Origin of the sequence: Nocardioides sp., assembly GCF_036401255.1 — a bacterium.
In the GTDB taxonomy this organism is placed as follows: domain Bacteria; phylum Actinomycetota; class Actinomycetes; order Propionibacteriales; family Nocardioidaceae; genus Nocardioides.
This window is the reverse complement of record NZ_DASWVI010000140.1, coordinates 1-9,733: the sequence shown is the minus strand read 5'-3', so window position 1 is coordinate 9,733 and position 9,733 is coordinate 1. Positions and strand designations below refer to the sequence as shown.

Genomic DNA, 9,733 nt, shown 5'->3' with positions numbered 1-9,733 from the left:
GAGCCGCGGTCGACCAGCAGGATCCGGTCGCAGAGCCGTTCGACGTCGCCCATGTCGTGGGTGGTGAGCAGCAGCGTGGTGCCGTGGGTGCGCCGCTCGGCGACCAGGAACTCGCGCAGCCGCTGCTTGGACAAGACGTCGAGGCCGATCGTCGGCTCGTCGAGGACGACCAGGCGAGGGGAGTGGAGCAGCGCGGCCGCGACCTCCGCGCGCATCCGCTGCCCCAGCGAGAGCTGGCGGACCGGGGTGCCGAGGAATCCCTCGAGCTCCAGCCGCTCGACGAGCTCGTCGGTGCGGGCGCGCTCCGCGGCCGGCGCGAGCGAGTGGATCGCGGCGAGGATGCGGAGCGACTCGCGCACCGGCAGGTCCCACCACAGCTGCGAGCGCTGGCCGAACACGACGCCGATCTCGCGGGCCAGCCGGCGCCGGTCGGGGACGGGCCGCAGGCCGCAGGTGGTGATCGCCCCCCGCGTGGGGACCAGGATGCCGGCGAGCATCTTGATCGTGGTCGACTTCCCGGCGCCGTTGGCGCCGATGTAGCCGACCGCCTCGCCGGGGGCGATGGAGACCGACAGGCGGTCGACGGCCACGACGGTACGCCGGCGCAGGCCGTCCCTGACCTGGAAGTCCCGCCCCAGGTCGCGGGCCTCGACGATCGCCCCGCTCGGGTGGTCGCTCATCCGCCGCCTCCTTGGTAGTGCCGGACGCCGGCCCGCCACGTCAGCAGTGCCAGGGCCCAGATCCACAGCGCCGCGAGCGGGGCACACCAGCCCAGCCAGCCGGGCATCCACTCCGGCCCCGGCAGCCCCAGCAGTGTGACCACCGGCAGGTAGGCCGTGAACGCCATCGGGAAGAAGAACCCGAAGACCATCTTGAGCGGCCGGCCCCAGACCGCGGCCGGCTGGGTGGCGGCGTACCGGCCGCCGTACACGAACGCGTTGGTCGCCTCCGCGCCGTCGATCAGGTAGAACTGTGCGCCCGCCGCCCAGACGAACATCGCCGCGAACGTCGCGATCCCGCTCACCGCCGCCAGCGCCAGCAGGACGACGGCCGCCGGTGACCAGGGGACGTCGTTGATCGCGAGCCCGACCGCCAGCGCGACCACCCCGATCGCCGCGCGCGCCAGCCGGCGCAGCGTGATGTCGCTGGTCACCAGCTGCAGCAGCAACGGCTGGGGCCGCAGGTAGAACACGTCGAGGGTGCCCGCCCGCAGATAGGTCGGCAGCGTGTCGCAGTGCCCGAAGGCCAGGTCGGCGAGCGAGTAGCCCAGCTCGGCCAGACCGAAGACCAGCACGATCGCGGACAGGTCGACGCCGCCGATGCCGTCGACCGCGCCGAACACCACCCACACCTCGCCCAGCTCAACCAGGCCGACGAGCAACGACCCGAGCAGGTCGATGCGGAAGCTGGAGCGGTAGCTGCGCTGGGCGCGGATCCGCGAGGCGAGCACAGCGCGGTACGGCGCAGCTCGGGCTGCGAGGTCAACCACCCTGGACCTCCAGGCGGCGCCGCCCGGCGCGGGTCGCGAGCTGCCCGGCGGCGATCGTCGTGGCGAGCCAGAGCAGCTGCAGGCCGACGAGACCGAGGGCGGCGGCGCCGTCGACGCGACCGGACAGCACGTCGACCGGGTACATCATCATCGACGGGAACGGCGTGGCGGTCGCGATGGCGTGCAGCCAGTCGGGGAACAGCCGGATCGGCACGAACAGCCCGGCGAAGAAGCCGGACACGACCATGTACATGATCTCGAGGCCGCGCGTCTCGACGAGCCAGAAGCCGGTGACCGCGACGAGGTAGACGGTGGTGGCCGAGACGACGATGCCGAGCAGGATGCTGAGCGCGCCGAGCAGGTAGCCCGGCGCGTCGTCCGGCATCGACATCCCGACCACGAGCGCGCCGATCGCGACCGACGGGAGGCCGCGCGGGATCAGGGCGAACACCGAGCGTCCGACCTCGGTGGTGACGCTGGCCAGGTGGACGTCCAGGGGCCGCAGGAAGTCGACCGCGACGTCGCCGTCCTTGATCCGCGCCGCCATGTCGGTGCGCCCGAAGAGGTTGACCGACCCGAGCAGCCCCTGGGAGATCCAGATGTAGGCGCTCATCGTGCCGACGTCGTACCCGCTCAGCTCGCCGCCGGCCGCGTCGACGGCGGCGAACAGGAGGGCGACCTTCAGCAGGCCGAACGTCGTGTTCGCGACCAGTCCGCCGAGCGCCGCCAGCCGGTAGGTCGACTGGCGCCGGAACCCCGCGACGAAGAGCCGGAGGTAGGTGCGCACGAAGACGGGAATCTACGGCGACCCGGCGTGCCGGGCAATGCCTTTCGTCCCGTCTCCTCTCGCCATCATGTATCTTGACGTCAAGAGATATCGCCTCCGGGGCCGGGTACCGGGTTAGGGCAGCCTTCCTTTTGCGGCGCTCGCGCGCGGCGGCAGGATGGGGAGCCGAACAGGCGCAGACGACGAGACGTCAGAGGAGATGACTGCTGTGGCCAGTCAGGACAGCTTCGGTGCCAAGAGCACCCTGGACGTGGACGGCACGTCCTACGAGATCTTCCGCCTGGATGCGGTCACCGGCGAGGGGCTCGACGTCGCGTCGCTGCCGTTCAGCCTCAAGGTGCTGCTGGAGAACCTGCTGCGCACCGAGGACGGCGCGGACATCACCGCCGACGACATCAAGGCGCTGGCCGGCTGGGACGAGAACGCCCAGCCGGACAAGGAGATCCAGTTCACCCCGGCGCGCGTGATCATGCAGGACTTCACCGGTGTGCCGTGCGTCGTCGACCTCGCCACGATGCGGGAGGCGATGGCCGAGATCGGCGGCGACCCGGCGAAGATCAACCCGCTCGCACCCGCCGAGATGGTCATCGACCACTCGGTGATCGCCGACGTGTTCGGCTCCCCGGAGGCCTTCGAGCGCAACGTCGAGATCGAGTACGAGCGCAACCGCGAGCGCTACCAGTTCCTGCGCTGGGGCCAGGGCGCGTTCGACGACTTCAAGGTCGTCCCGCCGGGCACCGGCATCGTGCACCAGGTCAACATCGAGCACCTCGCGCGCACGGTCTTCACCCGTGAGGTCGAGGGCGAGCTGCTGGCCTACCCCGACACCTGCGTCGGCACCGACTCCCACACCACGATGGTCAACGGCATCGGCGTGGTCGGCTGGGGCGTCGGCGGCATCGAGGCGGAGGCCGCGATGCTCGGCCAGCCGGTGTCGATGCTGATCCCGCGGGTGGTCGGCTTCAAGCTCTCCGGCGACCTGCCCGAGGGCTCCACCGCCACCGACCTGGTGCTCACGATCACCGAGATGCTGCGCAAGCACGGCGTCGTCGGCAAGTTCGTGGAGTTCTACGGCCCCGGCGTCTCGGCGCTGCCGCTGGCCAACCGCGCGACGATCGGCAACATGAGCCCGGAGTTCGGCTCCACGATCGCGGTCTTCCCGATCGACGAGGAGACCGTCAAGTACCTCGAGCTCACCGGACGCCCGAAGGAGCAGCTCGCGCTGGTCGAGGCCTACGCCAAGGCCCAGGGTCTGTGGCACGACCCCTCGGCCGAGCCCCGCTACAGCGAGAAGCTCGAGCTCGACCTGGCCACCGTCGTGCCCTCCATCGCCGGACCGAAGCGTCCCCAGGACCGAATCCAGGTCACCGACGCCAAGGCATCGTTCCGCTCCTCCCTCACGGACTACGTCGCGGGCGAGGAGGAGAACGGGTACGACGAGTCCGTCGCGGAGACCTTCCCGGCCTCCGACCCGGCCACCACCAACGGCCACGGCCAGTCCGCGCCGCCGAGCGACCACCTCTCCGCCGCCCCGAGCGACGGCGGCCGCAAGAGCGACCCGATCGAGGTCACCCTCGAGGACGGCACGAAGTTCGTCCTCGACCACGGGGCGGTGACGATCGCGGCGATCACGTCGTGCACCAACACCTCCAACCCGTCGGTGATGATCGGCGCCGCGCTGCTGGCGAAGAAGGCCGTCGAGAAGGGCCTGCAGCGCAAGCCGTGGGTCAAGACGACGCTGGCCCCCGGCTCCAAGGTGGTCTCGGACTACTACGAGCGCGCCGGGCTCACGCCGTACCTCGACAAGCTCGGCTTCAACCTGGTCGGCTACGGCTGCACGACCTGCATCGGCAACAGCGGCCCGCTGATCCCCGAGGTCTCGGCCGCGGTGAACGAGAAGGACCTCGCGGTCACGTCGGTGCTCTCGGGCAACCGCAACTTCGAGGGCCGGATCAACCCGGACGTGAAGATGAACTACCTCGCGTCCCCGCCGCTGGTCGTCGCCTACGCGCTGGCCGGGTCGATGGACGTCGACCTGTTCAACGACGCGCTCGGCCAGGACACGGACGGCAACGACGTGTTCCTGCGCGACATCTGGCCCTCCCCGTCGGAGGTCGAGGAGGTGATCGCCTCCGCGATCACCTCGGAGATGTTCTCCAGCGACGACGCCGACGTGTTCGCCGGCGACGAGCGGTGGCAGTCGCTGCCGACCCCCGAGGGCGACACGTTCGCCTGGGACCCGGAGTCGACGTACGTCCGCAAGCCTCCGTACTTCGAGGGCATGCCCGACGAGCCGGCCCCGGTCACCGACATCGAGGGCGCCCGGGTGCTGCTCAAGCTCGGCGACTCGGTCACCACCGACCACATCAGCCCCGCGGGTGCGATCAAGAAGGACTCGCCGGCCGGCACCTACCTCGCCGAGCACGGTGTCGAGCAGCGGGACTTCAACTCCTACGGCTCGCGCCGCGGCAACCACGAGGTGATGATCCGCGGCACGTTCGCGAACATCCGGCTGCGCAACCAGCTCGCGCCGGGCACCGAGGGCGGCTTCACCCGCGACTTCACCGCGGGTGGTGACGTCACGACGGTGTTCGAGGCGTCCGAGCACTACCTGGCCGCCGGTACGCCGCTCGTGGTGCTGGCCGGCAAGGAGTACGGCTCGGGCTCCTCGCGCGACTGGGCGGCCAAGGGCACCGCGCTGCTCGGCGTGAAGGCCGTGATCGCGGAGTCCTACGAGCGCATCCACCGCTCGAACCTGATCGGCATGGGCGTGCTGCCGCTGCAGTTCCCGGAGGGCCAGAACGCCGAGTCGCTCGGGCTGACCGGCGAGGAGGAGTTCTCCATCAGCGGCGTCACCGAGCTCGACAACGGCCGGACGCCCAAGACCGTCAAGGTCAAGGCGGGCGAGAAGGAGTTCGACGCGGTCGTCCGCATCGACACCCCCGGCGAGGCGAACTACTACCGCAACGGCGGCATCATGCAGTACGTCCTGCGCAACCTGCGCAAGGCCTGACCGTCTGCACGTTGACCCGCCCGAGAGTTTCGGGCGGGTCAACGTCATTTCCACGGTCCACCGGGGCTCAGATGAGCGCGCCCGCGGCCGATCCCCAGACGTCGGGGACGGACGGTCGGAGGTCGTGGTGGACAGGTCAGCAGCACGCAGGAGACTGACACGGGTGCTCGTCGTGCTCCTCGTGTCGGGGGCTCTCGCCGCCTCAGCGGGGGCCGCCGATGCCGCCGGACGGACGTCCAAGGGGCCCAAGGTCGGCACGCCACCGACACCCGTGGTGAGCCCCTCGGCAGACCCATCCGTCTCCGGGCGCTCCTTCGGCGTCGCGATGGACCAGGTCCCCGGCACCGTTGCGCCGTTGCTCGCCCTGAGCGACGAGCTGGGCCGGCGCCCGGACCGCGTGACGTGGTACGTCGCCTGGTCCACCGGCGGCGGGTTCCCGGCTCAGGAGGCGGCGGCGGTCGCCGGGATCGGCGCCGTCCCGGTCATCACGTGGGAGCCGTGGGACCCGGCCCGGGGCGTCAAGCGGCCGACGTACGCGCTGAGCCGGATCGCCGGCGGTGCCTTCGACCCCTACGTGCGCTCCTGGGCGCAGGGGGCGCGGGCCTACGGTGGCCCGGTCGTGCTGCGCTTCGCCCACGAGATGAACGGCAACTGGTACCCCTGGGCCGCCTCGGTCAACAAGAACACGGCCCCCTCCTACGCCGCCGCGTGGCGGCACGTCGTCGACGTGTTCCGAGCCGAGGGCGCGACCAACGTGTCCTGGCAGTGGTCGCCCAACGTGCCGTACGCCGGGTCGACGAGCCTCGCCGCGGTCTTCCCCGGCGACGCGTACGTCGACTCGGTCGCGCTCGACGGCTACAACTGGGCGGGTGTGAACGCCGGGGCCGCCTGGGTGTCCTTCGCCGACGTGTTCGCCCCGGGCGCCCAGCAGGTGCGCGCCCTCACGCAGCGTCCGCTGTACGTCGGGGAGACCGCGACCGCCGAGCAGGGCGGTGCCAAGCCCGACTGGATCACCGGGATGTTCGGCACGCTGACAGGCTCCACGACGTTCGCCGGGTTCACCTGGTTCCACTACCTCAAGGAGGGCGACTGGCGCATCGACTCCAGCACCGGCGCCCTGACGGCCTTCCGGGAGGGCCTCGCGGCGTACTGATCAGGTCCCACCCCTCCTTTTGGGCTGCTCGTGGCGTGGGTAGAGGTGAGAGCACCTCAGGAGGCGCGCTCAGGCGACGCGGATGACGACCTCCTCGACGTAGTCGGGGAGCACCTCCTCGACCGCGGTGGCGACCTCGAGCGGGTCGACCTCCTCGGGGAGGGCGAACGTCACCGTGACGCGGGTCGTCGGCTCGGCGACCCCACCCCGGCGCCGGCGGCAGCGCGGGCACCGGGCGATCTGACCGAGCAGGCGGGCGTGCTCGGCGCTCCGCAGGCCGCGGTCCGCCGTCGGGTGCAGGCTGGAGACCGCGAGGCCGAGCATGCGCAGCTCGTGACGAGCGCAGATCCTGTTCATCTCTGTCCTCCGGTTGTCGGACACCCCCTGCGCCGGCGGTAGCCGGACGCTCCTGGTTCAACCGTCAACCGCCGGAAGAGTCACGGCCCCTCGCTACGGTGGCCCCATGATCGTGGCGTTCAGCATCTCCCCGACCACCGCCGACGAGACCGGGGGCGTCTCCGAGGCGGTCGCCGCCGCCGTCCGCGTCGTCCGCGAGTCCGGCCTCCCGCACGAGACCAACGCGATGTTCACCAACATCGAGGGGGAGTGGGAGGAGGTGATGGCCGTGGTCAAGCGAGCCGTCGACGTGGTCGCCGCGGTCTCCCCGAGGGTGGGACTGGTGCTCAAGGCCGACATCCGGCCCGGGTGCGACGGGCAGCTGACCGCCAAGGTCGAGCGGGTCGAGCGGCTGCTGGCCGACGGCGCCTAGGAGTCTGGCGACGCGTGGCACGATCGGGCGCGTGGACTCCGAGACCCGCAGCTACCGCACCGGCACCCGCGAGACCGTCCTGGACCTGACCGACGAGTGCCGCGACTTCGTGGCACCCCGAGGCGACGGCCTCCTGCACGTGTTCGTGCCGCACGCGACCGCCGGGATCGCGATCATCGAGACCGGCGCCGGCAGCGACGACGACCTGCTCGCCGCGCTCGGCGACCTGCTGCCCGCCGACGACCGGTGGCGGCACCGGCACGGCAGCCGCGGCCACGGCCGCTCCCACGTGATGCCGGCGCTCGTGCCGCCGTACGCCACCGTGCCCGTCCTCGGTGGCCGGCTCGCCCTCGGGACCTGGCAGAGCATCTGCCTGATCGACCTCAACGTCGACAACACCGAGCGCGACGTGCGGCTCAGCTTCCTCGCGAGCGCCTGAGGCCCACGATCGCCGGTCCTGCTCGCGACGCTGCTAGGCTCGCGACGTTGAAGGGGCCGGTCCCCTCGGTGTCCGTGCCGGACGCCGGTTCGTCGCACTCATCCCTTGGTCTTCGGTCAGCTGGACATCAAGCGCAGCGCAGATGTCTTCAGCTCGCGGCCGGCGAGAACGCCGCGTCGCATCCGAACAGACGAGGAAGACCCAGATGACACAAGGCACCGTGAAGTGGTTCAACGACGACAAGGGCTTCGGCTTCATCGCCCAAGACGGTGGAGGGGCGGACGTCTTCGTCCACCACACCGCCATCAGTGGCACCGGCTTCAAGTCGCTCAGGGACGAGCAGCGCGTCGAGTTCGACGTCACCCAGGGGCCCAAGGGCCCTCAGGCGGAGAACGTGCGCGGCCTGTAGTCGCGACGCACCGTTGTGAGGGGCGGGTCGCGGCGACTGCCGCGGCTCGCCCCTCGTGTCATCGGCCCAGGTCAGCGGTCGAACAGGTCGCGGTGCAGCTTGAGCTCGGCGTGCATCCGCCAGGGCACCGGCAGCTTGCGGGTCTCCAGCGCATCGACGTAGGCCTGGAGGGCCAGCATCAGGTCGTGACGGGCATCGGCCAGCTGGTTGCGCGCGCCCTGGAGGTGCCGGAACCCGTCGACGGCCGTCCGCGCCCGGTGGACGCGGCGTAGCAACCCGTCGAGGGACTGGTCGTGCCCGGGCCCGGTGCTCATGTGGACGGCCCACCCTACAGGTGCCCCCGCGTGACGCCCCGGGTCCCGGGTCTCGGGTCCCGGTCGCGGTGGGACTTAGGGCTCTACGCGGCTGGGCACCGGCTGGCCAGAGTCGTGATGACGCGGGGGATGGGCCCAGCGGAGGAACGGTGCGCCAGGACCGGGCGCATGACGCGCACGCGAACGGGCGCGGGAGCGACGGACGGCGAGCGGCGGCCACCGGATTCCGGGAGCGGGCCCACCCCCCGCCACGCGCGCCTGCGGACCGACCGGCGGCGCCGGTGGCATGCTGACCCGGTGGACAGGTCGGGGGACGGTCAGCGGTGAGGGTGCGCTACCGGCCGCTCCAAGCGCTCGCGCTCGCCACGCTGGCGGCGCTGGTCACGGCGTGCGCGGCGTTCGCGCCGCTCTACGACCGGGCGATGCGGCAGGCGCTGACCGACATCACCGTCGAGCGGGCCGATCCGGCTCAGTCCGGCCTCCTGCTGATCGCGACCCGCGCCGGCGGGAGCGGTTTCGGATTCCAGAACCGCGAGCGGCCCGAGCGGCCCGAGGACGTCGCCGCGATCGTGCCCCCGAGCGTGCGCGAGGCCTACCGCGCGCCCGTGCCCGGCTACGCGGCCGACGCGAACCCGATGCCGGGCTCGCCCAGCGACCCGTACGGCGAGATCGTCTGGCGCGACGGCGTGTGCGACCACGTGCGTCTGGTCGCCGGCGCCTGCGCGGAGCAGGCGGGCGAGCTGATGGTCAGCGAGGCCGACGCCGAGAACTTCGACCTCGGCGTCGGCACGACCCTGGCGATTCCCGGCATCCCCCGCAACGACGCGAGCGCCTCGCTGCCCGCGGCGCGCCTCGTCGTCGTCGGCGTCTACGCCCAACAGCCGTCGGCGTACTGGCTGGGACTCCAGCTCACCGGGCGGTCGGGTCTGGTCGAGCCGGGGCCGGTCGTGAAGGTGCAGCACGACGTGTGGCTCACCGCCCGGTCGACGTTCCAGGGGCACGGCATGCCGCCACTGCCGGGCGGCCGGTCGACGGTCGCCTACCAGCTCGACGCGGCCGCACTCGACGTCGACGAGCTGTTCGACCTCTCCGCGGACATCCACCGGCTGGCCAAGACGGCCGCCGCCGGCGGGGACGGCACCATCGTCACGCCGTACTCCGGCCTCCCCGACCTCGCCGACGACGTGCGGGAGCAGATCGACCAGTCCCGGGTCACCGTGCCGCTGCTGGTCGCCCAGCTCGGGCTGTTGTCGTTGGTCGTGCTCTGGCTGACGCTCGCCGCGGTGACCGAGCAGCGGCGCCCGGAGGTCGCCCTGGCCCGGCTGCGCGGGCGCGGCAGGCGCGGGGCGCGGGCCCTGCT

General features: G+C 71.7%; 10 protein-coding genes and 1 pseudogene. 6 read left to right on the top strand and 5 right to left on the bottom strand.

The features are described 5' to 3' along the window. From VGD85_RS06265 to VGD85_RS06255, 3 genes are all read right to left on the bottom strand, one after another. A partial coding sequence (locus VGD85_RS06265; RefSeq protein WP_331062587.1) for an ABC transporter ATP-binding protein occupies window positions 1–680 on the bottom strand: 680 nt, incomplete at its 3' end. Further along, window positions 677–1,489 carry an ABC transporter permease gene (locus VGD85_RS06260; RefSeq protein WP_331062586.1) on the bottom strand — a complete coding sequence of 271 codons (813 nt, stop codon included), beginning with the start codon at window positions 1,487–1,489 and terminating at the stop codon, window positions 677–679. The genes VGD85_RS06265 and VGD85_RS06260, both read right to left, overlap by 4 nt. Beyond that, the gene (locus VGD85_RS06255; RefSeq protein ID WP_331062585.1) at window positions 1,482–2,276 is read right to left on the bottom strand and encodes an ABC transporter permease; all 795 of its coding nucleotides are present in this window, start codon (window positions 2,274–2,276) and stop codon (window positions 1,482–1,484) included. Before VGD85_RS06255 ends, VGD85_RS06260 begins: the two co-directional genes overlap by 8 nt. A gap of 199 nt (window positions 2,277–2,475) precedes the next feature. Here VGD85_RS06255 and VGD85_RS06250 point away from each other — a divergent pair, with 199 nt between their 5' ends. Further along, a complete protein-coding gene (locus VGD85_RS06250; protein WP_331062584.1) occupies window positions 2,476–5,289 on the top strand; it encodes an aconitate hydratase in 2,814 nt (937 codons plus the stop codon). Between the two features lie 163 nt (window positions 5,290–5,452). After that, on the top strand, window positions 5,453–6,442 hold the full coding sequence (locus VGD85_RS06245; protein ID WP_331062583.1) for a glycoside hydrolase family 26 protein: 990 nt from the start codon (window positions 5,453–5,455) through the stop codon (window positions 6,440–6,442). A gap of 69 nt (window positions 6,443–6,511) precedes the next feature. Here VGD85_RS06245 and VGD85_RS06240 read toward each other — a convergent pair whose 3' ends face one another. Continuing rightward, window positions 6,512–6,799: a hypothetical protein gene (locus VGD85_RS06240; protein WP_331062582.1), complete on the bottom strand. Its 288-nt coding sequence runs from the start codon at window positions 6,797–6,799 to the stop codon at window positions 6,512–6,514. Window positions 6,800–6,905: 106 nt separating this feature from the next. Here VGD85_RS06240 and VGD85_RS06235 point away from each other — a divergent pair, with 106 nt between their 5' ends. From VGD85_RS06235 to VGD85_RS06225, 3 genes are all read left to right on the top strand, one after another. After that, complete coding sequence (locus VGD85_RS06235) at window positions 6,906–7,211, top strand: thiamine-binding protein (RefSeq protein ID WP_331062581.1); 306 nt, start codon at window positions 6,906–6,908, stop codon at window positions 7,209–7,211. Between the two features lie 31 nt (window positions 7,212–7,242). Beyond that, the gene (locus tag VGD85_RS06230; RefSeq protein WP_331062580.1) at window positions 7,243–7,650 is read left to right on the top strand and encodes a secondary thiamine-phosphate synthase enzyme YjbQ; all 408 of its coding nucleotides are present in this window, start codon (window positions 7,243–7,245) and stop codon (window positions 7,648–7,650) included. A 205-nt stretch (window positions 7,651–7,855) separates the two neighbouring features. Then, the gene (locus VGD85_RS06225) at window positions 7,856–8,059 is read left to right on the top strand and encodes a cold shock domain-containing protein (RefSeq protein ID WP_331062579.1); all 204 of its coding nucleotides are present in this window, start codon (window positions 7,856–7,858) and stop codon (window positions 8,057–8,059) included. 71 nt (window positions 8,060–8,130) lie between these two features. Here VGD85_RS06225 and VGD85_RS06220 read toward each other — a convergent pair whose 3' ends face one another. Beyond that, window positions 8,131–8,373, bottom strand: coding sequence for a hypothetical protein (locus tag VGD85_RS06220; protein ID WP_331062578.1), 243 nt, complete (start codon window positions 8,371–8,373; stop codon window positions 8,131–8,133). Between the two features lie 323 nt (window positions 8,374–8,696). Between VGD85_RS06220 and VGD85_RS06215 the strand changes: the two are divergent. Further along, window positions 8,697–9,733 (top strand): annotated as a pseudogene (locus VGD85_RS06215) (hypothetical protein); the annotation flags it as partial.